The organism is Lactococcus sp. FSL K6-0773, from assembly GCF_038006485.1.
Classification (GTDB): domain Bacteria; phylum Bacillota; class Bacilli; order Lactobacillales; family Streptococcaceae; genus Lactococcus; species Lactococcus lactis.
In genome coordinates, this window is sequence record NZ_JBBOVF010000001.1 from 110,874 (window position 1) to 129,357 (window position 18,484).

General features: G+C 36.4%; 19 protein-coding genes. 9 read left to right on the forward strand and 10 right to left on the reverse strand.

Features of this window, described 5'->3' with window-relative positions; translation table 11 throughout:
- Nucleotides 1–76: 76 nt before the first annotated feature.
- The 4 genes from MHB61_RS00635 to MHB61_RS00650 form a co-directional block, all read right to left on the reverse strand.
- Nucleotides 77–544: a histidine phosphatase family protein gene (locus MHB61_RS00635; RefSeq protein WP_003130888.1), complete on the reverse strand. Its 468-nt coding sequence runs from the start codon at nt 542–544 to the stop codon at nt 77–79.
- Nucleotides 545–667: 123 nt separating this feature from the next.
- On the reverse strand, nt 668–1,642 hold the full coding sequence (locus MHB61_RS00640; RefSeq protein WP_003130890.1) for a S66 family peptidase: 975 nt from the start codon (nt 1,640–1,642) through the stop codon (nt 668–670).
- A 139-nt stretch (nt 1,643–1,781) separates the two neighbouring features.
- Nucleotides 1,782–3,053, reverse strand: a complete 1,272-nt coding sequence (serS, locus tag MHB61_RS00645; RefSeq protein WP_003130891.1) for a serine--tRNA ligase — start codon at nt 3,051–3,053, stop codon at nt 1,782–1,784.
- A 383-nt stretch (nt 3,054–3,436) separates the two neighbouring features.
- Nucleotides 3,437–3,796 (reverse strand): DUF956 family protein, encoded by a 360-nt coding sequence (locus tag MHB61_RS00650; RefSeq protein WP_021722151.1) that lies wholly within the window; start codon nt 3,794–3,796, stop codon nt 3,437–3,439.
- A 161-nt stretch (nt 3,797–3,957) separates the two neighbouring features.
- Here MHB61_RS00650 and MHB61_RS00655 point away from each other — a divergent pair, with 161 nt between their 5' ends.
- A complete protein-coding gene (locus MHB61_RS00655) occupies nt 3,958–4,653 on the forward strand; it encodes a YitT family protein (protein ID WP_003130894.1) in 696 nt (231 codons plus the stop codon).
- Between the two features lie 24 nt (nt 4,654–4,677).
- Here MHB61_RS00655 and MHB61_RS00660 read toward each other — a convergent pair whose 3' ends face one another.
- From MHB61_RS00660 to MHB61_RS00680, 5 genes are all read right to left on the reverse strand, one after another.
- Nucleotides 4,678–5,061: a DUF956 family protein gene (locus MHB61_RS00660; RefSeq protein ID WP_137016657.1), complete on the reverse strand. Its 384-nt coding sequence runs from the start codon at nt 5,059–5,061 to the stop codon at nt 4,678–4,680.
- Between the two features lie 141 nt (nt 5,062–5,202).
- Complete coding sequence (locus tag MHB61_RS00665; protein WP_003130896.1) at nt 5,203–6,126, reverse strand: PTS system mannose/fructose/sorbose family transporter subunit IID; 924 nt, start codon at nt 6,124–6,126, stop codon at nt 5,203–5,205.
- 18 nt (nt 6,127–6,144) lie between these two features.
- A complete protein-coding gene (locus tag MHB61_RS00670) occupies nt 6,145–6,957 on the reverse strand; it encodes a PTS mannose/fructose/sorbose transporter subunit IIC (protein WP_003130897.1) in 813 nt (270 codons plus the stop codon).
- A gap of 78 nt (nt 6,958–7,035) precedes the next feature.
- On the reverse strand, nt 7,036–8,025 hold the full coding sequence (locus MHB61_RS00675; RefSeq protein ID WP_003130898.1) for a PTS sugar transporter subunit IIB: 990 nt from the start codon (nt 8,023–8,025) through the stop codon (nt 7,036–7,038).
- A gap of 268 nt (nt 8,026–8,293) precedes the next feature.
- Nucleotides 8,294–8,497 (reverse strand): ferredoxin, encoded by a 204-nt coding sequence (locus tag MHB61_RS00680; RefSeq protein WP_010906103.1) that lies wholly within the window; start codon nt 8,495–8,497, stop codon nt 8,294–8,296.
- A gap of 46 nt (nt 8,498–8,543) precedes the next feature.
- On the opposite strand from MHB61_RS00680, the gene MHB61_RS00685 reads away from it, so the two are divergent.
- From MHB61_RS00685 to MHB61_RS00710, 6 genes are all read left to right on the forward strand, one after another.
- Nucleotides 8,544–9,062 (forward strand): SAG1386/EF1546 family surface-associated protein, encoded by a 519-nt coding sequence (locus MHB61_RS00685; RefSeq protein WP_003130901.1) that lies wholly within the window; start codon nt 8,544–8,546, stop codon nt 9,060–9,062.
- An 81-nt stretch (nt 9,063–9,143) separates the two neighbouring features.
- Nucleotides 9,144–9,806, forward strand: a complete 663-nt coding sequence (cmk, locus tag MHB61_RS00690) for a (d)CMP kinase (protein ID WP_003130902.1) — start codon at nt 9,144–9,146, stop codon at nt 9,804–9,806.
- A 77-nt stretch (nt 9,807–9,883) separates the two neighbouring features.
- A complete protein-coding gene (locus tag MHB61_RS00695; RefSeq protein ID WP_003130903.1) occupies nt 9,884–11,287 on the forward strand; it encodes an LCP family protein in 1,404 nt (467 codons plus the stop codon).
- Between the two features lie 172 nt (nt 11,288–11,459).
- A complete protein-coding gene (locus MHB61_RS00700; RefSeq protein ID WP_014570678.1) occupies nt 11,460–12,446 on the forward strand; it encodes a LuxR C-terminal-related transcriptional regulator in 987 nt (328 codons plus the stop codon).
- Between the two features lie 233 nt (nt 12,447–12,679).
- Nucleotides 12,680–13,702 (forward strand): putrescine carbamoyltransferase, encoded by a 1,023-nt coding sequence (ptcA, locus tag MHB61_RS00705; RefSeq protein ID WP_003130905.1) that lies wholly within the window; start codon nt 12,680–12,682, stop codon nt 13,700–13,702.
- Nucleotides 13,703–13,717: 15 nt separating this feature from the next.
- Nucleotides 13,718–15,118, forward strand: coding sequence for an APC family permease (locus MHB61_RS00710; RefSeq protein WP_058221844.1), 1,401 nt, complete (start codon nt 13,718–13,720; stop codon nt 15,116–15,118).
- Here MHB61_RS00710 and MHB61_RS00715 read toward each other — a convergent pair.
- Nucleotides 15,078–16,025, reverse strand: coding sequence for an IS30 family transposase (locus tag MHB61_RS00715; protein WP_003130410.1), 948 nt, complete (start codon nt 16,023–16,025; stop codon nt 15,078–15,080). The genes MHB61_RS00710 and MHB61_RS00715 overlap by 41 nt on opposite strands.
- A gap of 144 nt (nt 16,026–16,169) precedes the next feature.
- On the opposite strand from MHB61_RS00715, the gene aguA reads away from it, so the two are divergent.
- Both aguA and arcC read left to right on the forward strand, forming a co-directional pair.
- Complete coding sequence (aguA, locus tag MHB61_RS00720) at nt 16,170–17,270, forward strand: agmatine deiminase (RefSeq protein ID WP_003130391.1); 1,101 nt, start codon at nt 16,170–16,172, stop codon at nt 17,268–17,270.
- A 24-nt stretch (nt 17,271–17,294) separates the two neighbouring features.
- On the forward strand, nt 17,295–18,242 hold the full coding sequence (arcC, locus tag MHB61_RS00725) for a carbamate kinase (RefSeq protein ID WP_003130390.1): 948 nt from the start codon (nt 17,295–17,297) through the stop codon (nt 18,240–18,242).
- Nucleotides 18,243–18,484 lie beyond the last annotated feature (242 nt).

The following is an 18,484-nucleotide window of genomic DNA, read 5'->3' on the forward strand; positions in this document are numbered from 1 at the left end:
AGAATTGCTGTCATAGGATAGTCGTTTGTACTTTAGTACATTACGAATATCCTGGCAGTTCTGTCAGTAACTTTTTTTATTGCTCATAATCAATTTCAATGACTTGGTGGGTCAGATATTTATTTTCAGCAAAGTCCATTTTGATGACATAGGGCATCTTTCCAGCTAAAGATTGAAAATCTTGAAACTGAAAGTCTGGTTGATAAAAATTTAAAATGGTAGAAAGAGAAGTACCATGTGTTCCGATTGCAACTTTTTGATTTTTAGAAGTTGTTAAAATCTGTTCAAGGGCTGAAATATTACGATTTTGAACTTCACGTAAGGATTCTCCGTCAGCAAATTTATAATCAAAATCATTCCATTGTTGCTTAGCAAAGGGCCAAAAATCAGCTATTTCATGGCCAACATTTCTTTCTCTAAAATCAGAAATGAGTTGAATTTCAAGATTTTTAGAGTGAGCAAGAGGATTCAGGGTACGAACAGAACGTTGAAATGGACTGGAAAAAATTTGCTCGATTGATACATTTGCAAAAGCATCAGCCAAGATAAGTGCGCGTTTTTAACCCTCGGCAGTCAGCGGAACATCCATATCGTCATAGGCTGCATTATCTCTAAGAGAATGTCGAATAAAATAAACTTCAGTCATGTGACTCTCCTTTTTGATGTTCTAGCCTTCTAAGATTTCAATTCTTAAAGGCTGTGTGGAAATTTCTGCTTGCCCTCCCAGAGGAAAAGTAAAAATAGGTTGAGTATGTCCAAAATCGACATCATAGACGACTGGAATTGTTTTTAAGTGGGGATATTTATCTAAAATAAAGTGTAAAATTTCCTCAGTCATCCCCTCTTCCTTAGGAAAACGACCAATGACTAAAGCAGAAATGTTAGGATAAACTTGTAAAAAATGAGCTAATTCTCGGTCCCAATCATAGAAATCTTCCTGCTCCGCATTTTCTAAAAAAGCAATTGGCTGATTGGATTTGACCTGAGCACTGGTTCCTGTCACAAGCATCAAGGTATTTAGATTTCCGCCAATAATTTCCCCTTTCGCTTTGCCATGGTTATATATTTTCCAAGCAGCAGGCAGAAGATGACGAGCTTGAGTGGGGTCATACCAAGCATCACTCGTGTAAAAATCGCTGGCATTTAAAGAATAAGTTGACTGACCAGCGACTGCATTTTGCCAAGAATTAGTTTGAAAGTCTTGTAATTCATCCATTAAAAAGGCAATATAACCTGGACCATAGTAAGTGATCAAGCCAGTTTTAGCGAAAATCGCTTGGTGAAGAACAGTGATATCAGAAAATCCACAGAAAATTTTAGGATTATTTTTTACAATGTTCCAATCAATATAAGGAAGAAGTTCATTAGAGTTAAAGCCACCAATGGTACATAAAACAGCTTTAACATTAGGGTCTGAAAATGCTGCATGGAAATCTGAAAGTCGTGAATTAATCGAACTTGATTCAAGCAAATCATTTTCTAAAATATGCTGACCAAAAGTAACTTGATAACCAAGTGCTTCAAGACGAGCTTTTGCTTTTAATTTATCTTCAAATTTTCCAGTCCGAGTCAAAGAAGAACTAGGTGAAATCACACGGATTTCATCCCCTTCTTGTAATTTTTTAGGAAATATTTTATTCATTTATCAAAGCCCTCCGTCAGTAAATTGAATTAATTATAGCATTTACTGACAGCATTGTCATCAAAAATATTTAAAGATTTTAATTTAGGATTATATTTTGAAAGTTACTGACAGAAATTTCTGTCAGTAGATTTTTTAATTATTTAATTACTTCAAGTCCACCCATATAAGGACGAAGGACTTCAGGAACAGTGATTGAGCCATCTTCATTTTGATAATTTTCAAGAATAGCAGCCACAGTACGTCCAACAGCAAGTCCAGAACCATTCAAAGTGTGAAGGAGTTGAACTTTACCCTCTTCGTCACGATAACGAATTTGGGCACGACGGGCTTGGAAATCTTCACAGTTTGAACATGAAGAAATTTCACGGTAAGTATTTTGTGCAGGAATCCAAACTTCTAAATCATAAGTTTTAGCAGCAGAGAATCCCATGTCACCAGTTGACAAAGCCACGACACGGTATGCAAGACCCAATTTTTGCAGAATATTTTCAGCGTTTGCTGTCATTTTTTCAAGTTCATCATAAGATTGGTCGGGTTTAGCAAATTTAACCATTTCAACTTTATGGAATTGGTGCAAACGAATCAAACCACGAGTATCACGACCAGCAGAACCAGCTTCAGAACGGAAAGAAGGACTCATTGCTGTGAATTTGATTGGCAATTCTGCGCCATCCAAAATTTCCCCACGATAGTAGTTAGTCAAAGGAACTTCAGCAGTTGGAATTAAAACAAAACCACGGTCATCTTTCAATTCAAAAGTATCTTCTTTAAATTTAGGATATTGACCCGTTCCAAACATTGACTCTTGATTAACCATATAAGGAGTAATCATTTCAGTATAACCTTCTTTACCGTGCTCATCAAGCATGAAGTTATAAAGTGCACGTTCAAGTCTTGCGCCAGCACCTTTGTAAAAAAGGAAGCGTGAACCAGTGACTTTACCACCACGTTCCCAATCCAAAATTCCTAAATCTTCACCCAAATCCCAGTGAGCTTTAGGTTCAAAATTGAAAGTTGGAGTTTGACCAACACGACGAACCTCAACATTATCATCTTCATCAGCACCAATTGGTGTACTTTCATGAGGAAGATTTGGCAACATGATAATGATTTCATTCAAGTTTTCTTCGATTTCAGCAAGTTCAGCATCAATGGCTTTGATTTCAGCAGAAACTTTTTGCATTGCAGCAATTTGTGCGCTGGCATCGCCTTTTGCACGTTTTACTTGAGAAATTTCATCAGAAACACTATTACGTTCAGCTTTCAAAGCCTCAGATTTTACAATGAGTTCACGACGTTTAATGTCTAAGTCATGAAGTTTTTCAAGTTTCTCTTTTTCAACACCACGAGTGGCTAATTTTGCAGCAACACCGTCAAAATCAGCACGAATTTTTTTAATATCAAGCATAAGCTCTCCTTTATTTTTATATAAAACTTACTGACAAGAATATTTTAGAAAAAGTTCTGTCAGTAGAAAAAAAGCGCCCAAATTCAAAAAGAATTAGGGCGCGGTAATCGCACGGTTCCACCTAAATTATCTATTTATTTACTGACGAAAACTGATATTCAAGCTGTCAGTAAAAATAGAACTCAAGTCACTTGTAACGTAAGCAGACGTTCTCATTTTCATGAGAAAATTAACAGAAGTAGAAAGTCATTATTTCATTTTACTTGTTTTCAGCACCACAAGCTCTCTAAAAAAATTTAATAAGACCCATTTCTAGATTTATTTTACCATTTTGTGAATTACTTTGTCAAAAATTTTTAAAATCATCATTTTAAAATCAATCATTACTTTTTGAAAGCGCGACGGAAAGGGTCAAGCAAACTAGGTGCTCTGACAATATTTTCTTTACCCACATATTCAGCAACTTTTTTCAAAATAGATCCGGAATCCTTAGAAGAAAATCGTACCTTAGCTTGAGTGTCTAAAATCAAAGAAAACTGCTGACCAAGTTTTCCACTGATCGAAACATCAACTTCGGCGCTTTTAATACTTGACCAAGTAAAGAAAATATTTTGTCCTCGACGTGGATTTTTATATTCAAATTCAAAACCAGCATCACCCAAGATAATTTTTCCATTTTCAACCACACCTAAATAGGCTGTTCCTTTTGTTTCATAAAAAATTTCAGAATTATTAGTTGCCAAAATCGTCCTCATTTCCGTTTATACCTGTATTATAACATATCTATATTATATCAAGAACTAAAGAAGATAATAAAAATAGGCCCAACGAGGGATATGGTTTAAAGAATAAATATAAAAATGTTATCATTAGATTATAAGAAAAAACTAATAAAGGAGGTAAAATGACTTTAATCGGAGTAAAAATTGATAGACTATTTCTCAGAGATCTATTCATACTATTAGTTGGTGTAGGCCTTTATATTCTCTCTATTCAACTTTTTGTCGTTCCTAACGCGATGGCTAGCAATGGAATCGCAGGATTTTCAGTATTTATTCACTTTGTTTTCGGAATAAATCCAGCTTTGACTTTTTTTGCAGTCAATATTCCACTCTTTCTTTTGAGTTGGAAACTACTTGAGCAGCGGGAATTGTTACTGACCATTCCTGGAGCGTTGGCCATGAGCGGATGGATGATGATTTATGAAGCCATAGGAATTACTGGCTTTCAAATGGACTCATTGATTACTGTGGGAATTATAGACGGAATCCTCTCAGGAATTGGTGCAGGTTTAGTTGTTCTATCACAAGGAACATTTGGAGGCTCTATTCTACTTGCGCGACTTTTTGAAAACAAGTGGAAAGTGCAAATAGATAAAACGCTCTTTGGCATTGATATTATAGTTATGCTATTAGCAGTCGTGACTTATCTTGCCCTTCCTAATTTTTTCGTCACACTCTTATCTTGTTACATCTTCAGTAAAGTCACACGTCTCATCGGACGACCCTCATACCGCCAACAAATTTTACAAAAAGTTGGATTAATAAAAAATGAGTCAAACTGTTCTTGCACAACTAATGAATGTTCTTGCTCTAACTAACAAAAAAATCCCAGATTGGGATTTTTATTTTTTCTTCTTTCTCTTAAAAGCATTTTTAAAAGTTCCGAGGAAACTAGGGGATTTAACCACTTTATCGTTTCCTAAATAATGACGAATCCATTTTAAAACAGTTCCTGAGTTTTTCGATGAGAATCGAACCTTAGAGCCATTTTGTAAAACGATTGAAAATTGTCGACCAACTTTTACCTCACCTTTGAGGGATTTTGAAACATCACCCTCAACACGAGCCACTGCCGTCCAAGGAAAAGTCATATTTTTTTCAACATTTCGGTCATTATAAAACTCAAAAGCAACATCACCAATCAGAATTTTTCCATATTCAGCAAAACCTAAATAAGCAATTCCTTCTGTTGAAAAATCAGCCTTAGTATTTAGTGATTGAGCCACAGATTCTCTCCATTTCCTAGATTAATAATCTAAAAACCATTATACCATAAAAACGCTTTACTTGCCTTAAATACTTCAATTTATTAGAGAAAAATAAAATAAAAAAACCAATCCAAAGATTGATTTTTTATACCAAATCGATTACATGATTTGAGCCCAACGACCGAGGATACCCACGACGAAGAGACCAAAGATAATAACGATTGGAGAAACTTTTTTCTTAAGCAACCACATGCAAAGGAATGTGATAAGCAAACCAGCAAGACCAGGAATCAATTGATTCAAGTTATCTTGAAGGTAAGTTACTTTTGTAGGATCAAGAGAAAGTTTGTTACCAACTTGACCAAGAATATCATGAAGTTGTGTACCAGATACAGAACCTTTAGGGAATTCTAGATAAGCACCTTTTTGTAAAGGAATTTTTGAAACAACAGCGTTAGGACCATTAAAGTTAATTGTTACCCAACGTTGAATCAATACACCAAGGACGAACATACCAAGGATAGATGCACCTTTAGTAACAGTTTGGAGAAGTCCTCCACCAAGGTCTTTAGTGATTGCAGAACCTGATTTATAACCAAATTCTTGAGTGTACCACAAGAAAGCGATACGGATAGCGTTCCACACGATGAAGAAGAAGAGTGGAGCGATAATTGATCCACCAGTAGCCAATGAAGCTGCAATCGCACCAACGATAGGACGTACTGTAAACCAGAAGACAGGGTCACCGATACCGGCAAGAGGACCCATCATACCAACTTTAACCCCTTGAATAGCGGCATCATCGATATCAGCACCGTTAGCACGTTCTTCTTCAAGGGCAAGAGTTACACCGATGATAGGAGCGGCAACGTATGGGTGAGTATTAAAGAATTCCAAGTGACGTTTCAAAGCTTCTTTAGCTTCTTCGCCAGAAGGGTAGAGTTTTTTCAATGCTGGAATGAGCGAGTAAGCCCAACCACCATTTTGCATACGTTCGTAGTTCCAAGAACCTTGGAGGAACATTGAACGCCACATAACGCTACGACGGATTTTCTTATCAAGAGTTACTTTATTTTCAGACATTTTTTAGATCCTCCTTTCTTAGTAGTCGTTCAAGATGTCGCCAATTGGGTCACCTGATGAAGATGCAGTACCATTTCCAGAACCACCAGAAGCTTGGAGGTTAAGGTAAACGATAGCGATAACAACACCGAGGACACCAGTTGCAATCAATGTTAATTCAGAGATTGGTGCGAGAGCGAAACCAAGGAAGAAGAATGGCCATACTTCACGAGTAGCCATAAGGTTGATAACCATTGCATAACCAACGGCAACAACCATCCCACCACCGACAGCAAGACCGCCAGAGATAACTGGAGGAATAGCAGCAAGTGCTTTTTGGATAGCATCTGGTGAGATAACCAAAAGAAGTCCAGCAGGGATAGCAATACGCAAACCTTGACAGATAAGCGCGATGAAGTGCCACATTTCAACACCTGAGTATGAACCATTTTCAGCAGCACGGTCAGCTTGGTGAACGAGCACAACTGAAAGCATACGTACAAGAGTAGTCAATACAAGACCAGCAGTTGCAAGCAAGATAGCAGCAGGAACGATAGTACCCATGATGTGAGTCAAGTCAAAGTTATTTGATTGAACCATCAAGATAGATGATGCGATAGAGGCAAGGGCAGCATCGGGTGCGACAGCGGCACCAACGTTAGCCCAACCAAGAGCGATCAATTGAAGTGAACCACCGAGGATAATCCCTGCAGAAGCATGACCGGTAACAATACCGATGAGCGAGCAGGCGATAATTGGTTGGTGGAATTGCCATTGGTCAAGGATACCTTCAAGACCAGCAAGGAAGGCAACAACAATGACCAAGATTACAGATAAAACACCGTATTCCATGTTTTTTATATCTCCTTAATTATTTGGCTGCCTAATATTCAATTTTAGTAATCAGAATATCAGACGAGCATATTCTGATTATTGTACGTCAGCTTTGTTAATCAAACCAAAGAGGTCAGATTTAGAGTCAGCTGGAACTTTACGTACGTCGAATTTAACTCCGAGGTCACGCAATTTTTCAAAAGTAGCAACGTCATCTTTGTCCATAGAAAGAACTTTGTTGAGCATTGTTTTACCAGTTGAGTGAGCCATAGAACCAACGTTCAATGTTTCAATTGGTACGCCACCTTCGATTGTTGCAAGAGCGTCTTGTGGAGTTTCGAAAAGAAGAAGGGCTTTAGTGTCACCAAAACGTGGGTCTTTAGCAACTTCAATCATTTTCTTAATTGGTATAACGTTAGCTTTTACACCAGTTGGAGCCGCTTGTTCAATGAGCTTCTTACGAAGTTCATCTTTAGAAACGGTGTCAGAAACAACGATGATGCGGTTTGCTCTTGAGTCTGGAGTCCAAGCAGTTGCAACTTGTCCGTGAAGCAAACGTGAGTCAATACGAGCGAGGTTAATTTTAATTTTACCATCACCGATGACTGTTCCTTCAGGAATCGCACCTTGAACAGCAGCCGGAGCAGCTGCAACAGCAGTTTCTTCAGCAGGTTGAAGTTCTTCAGGTAGTACTTTAATACCGCCTTTGGCTTCTTTCATAATATTTGCTACGACTTTATCCACCCCGGCAGACGCATCCATCATGCGTTCTGTGTAGGCTTGGATAAGCATAGGCAGGTTGAGGCCTGTGATGATAGCAATCTTGCGCTCTGGATTTTCACCCATCACTGCACTTGCTTGATTAAATGGAGAACCGCTCCATAAGTCAGCAAGGACAAGTACTTCATCTTCAGCATCAAATGTTGCGATGGCAGCTTCGATTTTAGCATGCAAATCAGTTGGTCCTTCGCTAGGCATAAAAGTAACAACTTGTACTTTTTCTTGCTCTCCGAAAATCATAGAACCAGATTGTTTGATGCCTGCGGCGAATTCACCATGGCTCGCAATAACAATTCCGATACTCAATGTGAGTAACCTCCTATATAAGATTATAATAAAAATTATTACTTAGTTATTATACTACTTCAAATCAATATTTGCAAATGTTTTCATAAAAATATTACACTTGTTTTTTAAGGAATGGAAACCCTTTATAAATAATTTGTATAGATAGCTTTATAAAGCATTTTTTGGGTCGTAAATAAAAAAAGATTATCAAAGTAAGATAAATCTTTTTGAAAAGTAACAGGAATCGAAAAACTTATGGTAGAATAGTAGTTGATAAAATAATACACTAATCTCTCTCGATTTTAAGTGCTCCTGTAGGACAGGATTTTATAGCTAAAAGAAGTGAATTATCATCGGAAAATTCTTTTTGAACTTCCTCCGTATCATAAAATTTGACGATTCCATTATCGTGATAATCAAAAACTTCTGGCGCATGGAGATTACATAAACCACATGCGATACATTTGTCGGGAATTATTTTTATCTTCATATAGGAAATGATAATAAAAAAATAGTAAAATTGAAAGGAAAAGGTCGTGTCAACAAAAGAACCCTGGAATAATGAAATTTATCGTGCGATGAAAGAAGAATCGACTGAAATGAAGAGACATGATAGAGGTAGAGATGAAAGTAAACGTCCGTTAACGACGCGTTTTTTGACTTTTCTCGTTATCCTCATGTTTATTCTTGTTGGGCTAGCTATTGGCTTTATTTTATGGAATAACCAAGTACAAAATACAGCTAGTATCGCAAAAAGTTTTCATCAATCTTCATCAGTAGTTAAAACCGAAGAATCAACCAGTCAAGCCGCGGCCTCTTCCTCAACAGAAGCGACTCCACCTGCTAGTAGCAGCAGCACAGTTGCCTCATCATCTAGCAGTAGCGTTGAGTCTGGAACAACTTATACAATTGCTACCGGAGATTATCCAAGTACGATTGCAGCTAAGACAGGAATTCCTTGGGAAACGATTGCTAGTTTGAATGGAATTACAGCTGATGGATATAATGCTGATGGATCAGCTATTCATGCTGGACAAGTTTTAAAATTAAAATAAAAAATCACTGACAGACCTTTTTACATAATTCTGTCAGTAAAATTGAACTAAAATAGGAAATAAGGTAAATAAAGAGATTCTATGAAAAAGATTCAAATTGCAATTGACGGTCCAGCGTCAAGTGGAAAATCAACAGTTGCTAAAATTATTGCACGAAATCTTGACTTAATTTATTTGGACACGGGCGCTATGTATCGTGTAGCTACTTTTGTTGCCTTGCAAAAGGAAACAGATGATGCAAAAGAAATCATTGAATTTATTGAAAAAAATCCAATTTCTTTTATGAATGGTCAAAAAGGTCAAGAAGTTTTAATGGGCTCAGAGAATGTTACAGAAGTGATTAGAACAAATGAAGTTACAAATACTGTTTCTAAAATCTCAGCTATGACCGAAATTCGTGAATTCATGGTTGCAGAACAACAAAGAATTGCTAAAAATGGTGGAATTATCATGGATGGACGTGATATTGGAACAGTTGTTTTACCGAAGGCAGATTTGAAAATTTTCCTTGTCGCTTCAGTTGATGAACGAGCTGAAAGACGTTATAAAGAAAATTTGTCTAAAGGAATTCCAACCGATCTTGAGCGTTTGAAAATTGAAATTTCGGAAAGAGACCGCAAAGATAGCACACGAGCAATTTCTCCTTTGAAACAAGCAGAAGATGCGATATTACTTGATAGTACTGGAAAAACAATTAATGAAATTGTTCAATTTATTGAAGACAAAGCTAAAGAACTCATGTAAATGAGTTCTTTTTAATTATTAGATATTCTAAAGATTGGTAAGATTTTGCAGGAATTATCAAACTTTGATATAATAATATGACAATGAATGAAAAAAAGTATAAACGCTTAGAATATTTGAGACATAACATCAATTATCTCACAATCCGAGAGCGTCAAGAGTACTATGACTTACTCAATGAACTAAAAAAAGCTGGAAATCAATCTGAACCCGAAGAATCCGAGGAATTTGAAGAATACGTCGAGCCAGAATATGAATATTCCGATTATGAACCAGAAAGCTTTCAAAAAAATACTTCCTCTTCTAATGGTAGAAATGCTAGTCGAAGAAATACGCGAGAAAGTTTTTCAAATCAAGAAAACAACAGAAATAAACCATCAAAAAAAGAAAGTAAATCTTCTAAAAAAGCTAAATCTGGCAAGAAGAAAAAACGTCACTGGTTAAGAACAATATTAACAATTATTGTTGTGATCATTGCGGTCATGATTGGTTTCTTTGTTTATGGATATCAAAGGGGCGTTAAACATGAGGGAAGCGTCGCTAAACAAGAAAAGTTCACAAGTTTAAAAAATTCGGACGGTTCTGTAAATATTCTTTTGTTAGGAGCAGACCAAAGACCATGGCAATCATCAGGTGTTGCTCATACCGATACTATTATGGTTTTACATGTCAATGGCAAGAACCATCAAACACAAATCGTGAGCTTTATGCGTGATACCCTTGTCAATATTCCTGATGTCGGCTCAAGTGATACTCCAGACTCAAAAATAAATTCTGCCTTTACAATTGGAGAACAATACAATAAACAGGGTGTGAATTTGATGAGTGAGACACTGAAAAATAACTTTGGCATTAATTGTCAATATTATGCAGTCGTCGATTTTTCAAGTTTTGCAACGATTATTGATTCTTTGTTCCCAACTGGCCTAAAAATTGATGCAAAATTTTCGACTGTGAATGGTGAGAATCTTTCTGCCGTACCTGTTCCCGATGATTTAGCTGCAACAGAAGGAAAAGTTTCAAGTGACAAAGACTTGACAGCTGAAGAAGCAGCCGCTTTAGGTTATCCTGATGGTGGTGGAACATTTATGATGATTAAACCAGGAACTCAAAAAATGGATGGACGAATGCTCTTGAATTATGCCCGATTCCGTCATGATGATGAGGGAGATTATGGACGAGTAAAACGTCAACAACAAGTTTTAGAAACAGTAATGTCTAAAATGAAAAATCCACTCTCATTGTTTACTGCTTCAAGTGCGTTGGGAACAACAAGAGCAGTTACAATGACGAATATTCCAAATTCATTTTTCTTAACTAAAGGAATTACAGCTCTTCTGGATATGAAAAATGGTATAAAATCAACAACAATTCCAGCTAACAATGACTGGGAGAATGCCTATGATATGTATGGAGGTCTAGGACTTTCAATTGATATGACAAAATACAAAGCGAAAGCCCAAGAACTTCTTGGTCAATAAAGAGAAAATTACTAACAGTTTTGTTAGTAATTTTTAATTTTAAATATTCATATGAAAAAAATGATGACAATTTTTTTCTTTAGTTATTGATTAATGGCTTATAAATAAATTATAAATTTGTATTTTTATGATATGATATGAGTATGATAATAAGATAAGTAGGTCTAATCCAATGATGTTTAATTATATTTATACTACTTTTTTGACAATTTTATACACAGTCGTGATGTCACTTTCTCTAAGCTTGTATCTAAAAGAGCGAGAAAAAAATTATTTATTGGTAAGTCTTTATTTTTTGCTTCTTATTTTAAACGGTTTAATAGTGACCATGTCCGAAACCTTTCAAATATTTGCAAATGACTATAATCGGCAATTTATGGTTAATCCAATCATTGAAACCATTTATTATTTGGCAACTTTTGGTATTGCCTTAAAATTAGTAACCGAATTATTTGAAGAAAAAATAACAACTTATCAATATGGTATTTATATTGTTTTTGCTTTATGGCTTATTGTTGTTCCTTTTATGGCAAATTCAGCGCTAAAGGTCTGGCTCTATTATTTTCCAAGCCAATTACTAACGGTCTATCTTGGAATTTATTTATTAATTCATAATCGAAAAATGATTCCTAAAAGCAGTTTAGGAAAATATGTAAAATTAATTGGAAGCCTAGCAATATTTTTTGGATTAGCTATAGTGGTAGAAGATACTTTTATTATTTATTTTAGAGATATTTATCATACAAATATGCTTAAAATCCATAATAGAAATGTTTCAGAAGATATTTTTCATATCTCACTTTGCCTTATTGCCATTAAATATTTTCTAACCAATTATCAAAAAAGCAACGAAGAAGTAGCGGTCATTGATATTAGAAATGAAAAAAAAGAGACTAATGATTCTGTAAGTAATTTTGAAGAAGATGAATATTACTTTGAAAGATTTATGGATAAATATGGAATCACTCAACGGGAAGGAGAAATTCTTGAACTTCTCCTTCAACGTAAACACAATCAAGAAATAGCCAATCAATTATATCTTTCTCTAGGAACAGTCAAAACCCACACTCACAATATTTTTATAAAACTCCAAGTTGAAAAACGTTCAGAAGTTTGCGAAGTCTGGGAAGCGTTTGAAAAATCAGAGCTTACTCAATAATCCTAAAACTCCATTTTTTAATGGAGTTTATTTTTATTTTGATTAAGAAAGCGGTTAAAATAGTTCTAAACCTTACTAAACCTTTTTACTTAACCCTTTGTTATCAAAGGGTTTTCGGCTTTTTTAAAAGATTAAATCCTAGAGTTGATTGTTTTATATTTTTGCTCTTGATATACTGAAATCGTTCCCAAGAGGGAAGTCAAATAACTATTTTATTCAGGAGGAATAAAGAAATGGTAACAACAAACAAACGTGATTTCATCACAACAGAAGATTACACTAAAGAAGAAATTCTTGATATTGTAACACTGGGCTTAAAAATCAAAGCAGCGATTAAAAATGGCTACTATCCACCACTTCTTAAAAACAAATCACTAGGAATGATTTTCCAACAAACATCAACTCGTACTCGTGTTTCCTTTGAAACAGCTATGACTCAATTAGGAGGACATGCAGAATATTTAGCACCTGGTCAAATTCAACTCGGTGGTCATGAAACAATAGAAGATACAAGCACAGTTCTTTCTAGATTGCTTGATATCATCATGGCGCGTGTTGATCGTCATGAATCAGTTAATAACCTTGCAAAACATACAACCATTCCAGTTCTTAACGGGATGTCAGACTATAATCACCCAACACAAGAAGTCGGTGATTTGACTACAATGATTGAACATTTACCAGCTGGTAAAAAATTAGAAGATTGTAAAGTTGTCTTTGTCGGTGATGCGACTCAAGTTTGTTTCTCATTAGGTTTAATCGCAACTAAAATGGGAATGCACTTTGTTCATTTTGGCCCTAAAGGCTACCAACTTAATGAAGAACATCAAGCAAAATTAGCTGCAAATTGTGAGGTTTCTGGTGGTACTTATGAAGTAACAGACGATGAAGAATCAATTGTCGGTGCAGATTTCCTTTATACAGATGTTTGGTACGGTTTGTATGATGCAGAACTATCAGAAGAAGAACGTCTAGCGATTTTCTTCCCTAAATATCAAGTGACACCTGAGATGATGGCAAAAGCAGGAGCACATACAAAATTTATGCATTGTCTTCCAGCTTCAAGAGGTGAAGAAGTTGTTGATGCGGTTATTGATGGTCCAAACTCAATTTGTTTTGACGAAGCCGAAAATCGCTTGACTTCAATCCGTGCCCTCCTTGTTTGGTTGATGTCTGATTATGCTGAAAAAAATCCTTATGATTTGAAAGCACAAGCCAAAGCTAAGGCTGAGTTAGAGGCTTACTTAGCCAAATAAGAAAGAGTATTATTTATGGAAAATGGAAAGAAAAAATTTAGTCTGTTTAGTGCTATTCTTTCTGTCATTTGTGTTGTTTTTGTTGCCGAAGCAGCAGCACCGGTTGCTGCTATTGGTAACTCGCAGTTCTTTTGGTGGATTGTTCTCATCGTTGCTTTTCTCTTGCCTTATGGTCTAATTACATCTGAACTTGGAACAACTTATACTGGTGAGGGTGGACTGTATGATTGGATTACAAAAGCCTTTGGTCATCGTTGGGGAGCGCGTGCTTCATGGTTTTATTGGGTAAACTTCCCATTATGGATGGCTTCACTTGCTGTACTTTGTCCTGATTTATTGCATACAATGTTTGGCTTTCAATTAAATACAGGTATTTCACTATTAATTGAATTAATTTTCATCTGGGTTATTGTTTTGATTAGTTTATATCCAGTAAGTGATAGCGTTTGGATTTTAAATGGAGGCGCAGTAATTAAGGTATTCTTAGCATTAGCATTAGGAGGCTTAGGAGTTTATTCAGCTTTGACTAAGGGAGTAGCAAATCATTATACTTTAGCATCATTACTTCCAAGTTTTGATTTGCATAGTCTATCATTTATCTCAGTAATCATTTTTAACTTACTGGGGTTTGAAGTCATTTGTACTTTTGCTGACAGTATGGAAAATCCTAAGAAACAAATCCCACAATCAATCATCATTGGTGGGATTGTAATTGCAGCGATTTATATGTTTTCGGCTTTTGGGATCGGTGTTGCTATTCCAACCAATAAATTATCGACAAGTTCGGGATTAGTAGATAGTTTCCAAGTGATGCTAGGAACACCAACAGGTTGGTTCATTAGTTTAATTGCTTTCTTGTTTATGCTGACTTTAGTGGGTAATATGGTTTCTTGGTCACAAGGGGTCAATAATATTGCTAGTTATGCTGCTGATAATGGTGATATGCCTAAATTCTTCTCAAAAAGACGTGCTTCTAATGGAATTTCTTGGGGGGCAGCTTTGATGAATGGGATTGTAGCGACATTTATTGTTGTGATTGCTCCATTATTACCCAACCAAGATTTGTTCTGGTCATTCTTCTCATTAAATTTAGTACTATTTTTATTGAGTTATATTCCGGTCTTCCCTGCTTTTTATAAATTGCGCAAGATTGACCCTGAGACTCCACGTCCATTTAAAGTGAGTGGTAGTGACGGAATCTTGAAAGTATATATGGCCTTACCAATGATTATTATTATCATATCATTAATTTTTACAGCCATACCCTTGCAATATGATAAGGCATCATTAACAGAACAATTACCGATTACAATTGGCGCAATTATTTTTATTGTGATTGGTGAATTAATTATTAAACGCAAATTGCAAGTCCAAGTTAGCCAGCCAAGCTCATCTCATATGAACTCTTATAGTTGAACATTTTTCTTGGATAATGGTTCATCCAATACTCGATAGCGGCGACTTCTTCAGGGGTCGTCTTTGTTGTGCCTTTTGGCAGATGCCTACGAATCATTCGGTTATGGTTTTCATTCGTCCCTCGCTCAAAGCTCGCGTAGGCGTGTGCATAGTAAACTGGACAGCTTACGACCTCAGAGAGCCTTGCAAATTCATGGCCATTGTCAGGGGTAATGGATTTGAAGTCATAACTTTTTTGAAGTTCCACCAGCTCATCATTGACCGCCTGTGCTGTTTTCCCATCAATCAAGCGAATGATCTCCGTGCGGTATTTTCGCTCTGTGAGCGTCAAAAGCACCTTGTTCTTAGCTCTCGTAAGAATGACCGTGTCAATCTCGTAATGCCCCACTTCTAAGCGATTGTTAATGAACTCAGGCCGTTCTTCAATAGACTTGCCAAAAGGATGCTTTGGCGCACGAGGTTTGATTTTCTTTGCCGCCTTATACTGCGGATAGAAAAGATGATGACGCTTGGCTTCTAACCAGCCCCAGTTGACCCAATTGTAGAGGCTGCTCAGAGAAACTCCTTTTAGAGCCTGATGAATGACTTCCAAAGAGTCCTTGTCTTCTTTAAGACGTGTACTCACATAACAATCAATCTCAGTCGTGAGTTTACTCGGACGAACACTGTGAGCCCTCAATCCTTCATAATTTTCTTGAGCCTTTTTAGCAGAGTATTTTACCTTCCGCTTGAGCTGGATTTCCCCTCGCTTCATCTCTCTGTCAATCGTCCCATGAGCTTTATTCAATAAGCGCGCAATCTCACGGTTGCTCAGTCCTTCTTTATTGTGCCAACGTTCAATGTTTAAACGGTCTTGATTGGTCAGGTGTTTCCCTTTGCTCTGGCTTGTGATAGAATAGTCTTGCATCTGAATTTCCTTTTTATACTATTTGGTCGAACTTTTAGTATAAGAGATTCAGATGTTTTTTGCTTGACTCAAGGTGGCTAACTTCATTTTACAATTTGCGATTAATTATTAAATTTAAAAAAATAAAAAAATAGGAGAGAAAAAATGGCAAAACGTATTATTGGTACAACACCAAAAGAAGATGGTTTTCGGATGCCTGGTGAATTTGAAGCTCAAGATCAAATTTTTATGATCTGGCCCGAACGTCCAGATAACTGGCGTGATGGAGCAAAACCTGTTCAGATTGCCTTTACTAATGTTGCTAAAGCAATTAGTAGATTTACACCAGTAACAATGTTAGTTTCACAATCCCAATATCAAAATGCTCGTTATCAATTACCCGCTGATGTGCGTGTGCTTGAAGTTTCTAACAACGACTCTTGGGTTCGTGACTGTGGGCCAAGTTTTGTAATTAATGATAAGGGCGAACTTCGAGCAAATGACTGGACTTTTAACGCTTGGGGTGGACTTGTTGATGGTCTATATTTTCCTTGGGATCAAGATGATCTAGTGGCACAAAAAGTTTGTGAATTAGAACGTGTTGACTCTTATCGGACAGATGATTTTGTTCTTGAAGGAGGTTCATTCCATGTTGACGGTCAAGGAACAGTTTTGACTACTGAAATGTGCCTTTTATCTGAAGGACGCAATCCTCACATGAGCAAAGAGGACATTGAAAATAAACTTAAAGAACATTTGAATGCTGAAAAAATTCTTTGGCTTGGGGATGGAATTGACCCAGAAGAAACAAACGGTCACGTGGATGATGTTGCTTGCTTCGTAGCGCCAGGGGAAGTTGCATGCATTTATACTGAGGATGAGAAGTCACCTTTTTATGAAGCAGCACAAGATGCTTATAAACGCTTGAACCAAATGACAGATGCTAAAGGACGTCAACTCAAGGTTCATAAATTGACTTGTCCAGCTAAAAATGTAACGATTAAAAAACAATTTAGAATTGATACAGTTGAAGGAACAATGCCACGTGAAGATGGAGATATTTGTATTGCTTCATATATGAATTTTTTGATTACAAACAAAGGAGTTATCGTACCACAATACGGTGATGAAAATGATGCTCTAGCACTAAAACAAGTTCAAGAGATGTTTCCAGACCGCGAAATAGTTGGCGTGAACACTGTTGAAGTAGTTTATGGTGGAGGAAATATCCATTGTATTACTCAACAACAACCTAAAGCCAAATAAGGAGTAGAGAGGATTTAACAGAAAATGGCAAAACGTATTGTAGTTGCTCTAGGGGGGAATGCTATTTTAACTAGCGACCCTACAGCGCAAGCACAATCTATGGCACTTAATAAGACTGCCGAACAATTAATGCCTTTAATAAAAGACAATGATGTTGAAATGGTCGTCACTCATGGAAATGGACCCCAAGTTGGTAATTTACTTTTGCAACAACTTGAAAGTAATTCAGTTAAAAATCCAGCAATGCCACTTGATACAGCTGTTGCTATGACTCAAGGGCAAATCGGTTATTGGATGGCACAAGCTTTTACAGAAGCTCTTGCTAATAATGGAATGTCTGATGTTCCATTTGTTTCTATAGTGACAAGAACAGTAGTTGATGCTAATGATGAGGCTTTTAAAAATCCGACAAAACCTATTGGACCTTTTTATAGCCAAGAAGAGGCTAAAAATATTCAGACTCAATATCCTGATTGGAAATTGATTGAGGATTCTGGACGAGGTTACCGAAGAGTAGTCCCCTCACCATTACCTCTCAAAATTGTTGAGGCTAACGCAATTAAACCATTGTTAGAATCATCAGCTTTGGTTACAGTATCTGGTGGCGGAGGAATTCCTGTTATTGAAAAAAATAAGGGATATCAAGGAGTCGAAGCAGTAATTGATAAAGATTTTACGGCAGCAAAATTAGCAGAACTTGTTGATGCTGATGAACTAGTTATTTTTACCTCTGTCGGTGATGTCTTTTTAAATTTTGGTAAACCCAATCAAAAAGCTCTAGGAGTTGTACCAGTTAGCGAAATGCGTCAATATCTAGAAGAAGGTTATTTTGCGGCAGGTTCTATGAAACCAAAAGTGGCAGCAGCTGTTGCTTTTGTCGAAAATACTGGTAAGCATGCCACGATTACTTCACTTGAAAATGTGGAAAACTTTGTCAAAAGTGGAGCAGGAACACGGATTGTTCCTGATTGATTAAAAATATCATTAAAAGGTTACTAGGAAGAAAGAATTCTAGCAACCTTTTTTTAAGGAAAATTGGCCTAAATAATAGAGCTTGTTAAAATTTTTTTGTAAAGCGACAGTATGATTTGTAATCACCTTTCTATCTAGGATATAATATAAAAGTACCTCTTAGCGTTGGGGTACAAAAGCAAATTCTACGGAGCTTCTCGGATATTGGAGTTCCAAATAAAGTTCCTGTTAAGTCAGGAACT